We start from the raw sequence: 572 nt of genomic DNA on the forward strand, positions 1-572 counted from the left end.
TCCACCGCATTTCGTCTCCAATCAACAGTAGGGTTAGGCTGCGTTCCTGCCCCCTATTGGGTTCTTTGCAGTGTCGGTATAAGGTTTTTCTGAACACTGATGTTGCCAAGCACTTCAAATGGAAAGCTCACATGAGTGGGCTCGACATCCACCTTGCGGGCTTGCGCCCCTTAGCGAGCGTCTGATGCAGTTGCTCAGAGTAATTTCAACACCATGGCGCCAGCCATTACTGGCCCTGTGTTTGCTGCAGGTATTGATCTTGCTCTTTTTCCGGCGCACCGCGCTGGGAATGGCTTCGGTCTGGTCCGCATCTGAAACGTACGCCCATGGGTATGTCGTCCCGCTGATCTCTCTATGGCTGGTGTGGCACATTCGGGGCCGCTGGGTTCGCATGATTCCCCACCCGTCCAAGGGGGCATGGGTGTTGATGGGCATCGTAGCGGTGTTCTGGTTGCTTGGGGACCTGGTGGTGGTGAATGCCACCACGCATTTCGCGTTGGTGGCATTGCTCGTGCTAAGTGTCCCGGCGATCCTTGGCTGGTCCATCGCCCGAGCAATGACGTTTCCCCTGG

Annotated in this window: 1 protein-coding gene; it reads left to right on the forward strand. The window is 56.6% G+C overall.

Annotation, left to right across the window (positions count from 1 at the left end):
* Window positions 1-184 precede the first annotated feature (184 nt).
* Window positions 185-572, forward strand: a 388-nt coding sequence (locus tag QZH66_RS18200) for an archaeosortase/exosortase family protein (RefSeq protein WP_305807202.1), incomplete at its 3' end; no start/stop codon positions are given.

Source organism: Stenotrophomonas sp. YIM B06876 (genome assembly GCF_030711595.1).
In the GTDB taxonomy this organism is placed as follows: Bacteria; Pseudomonadota; Gammaproteobacteria; order Xanthomonadales; family Xanthomonadaceae; genus Stenotrophomonas.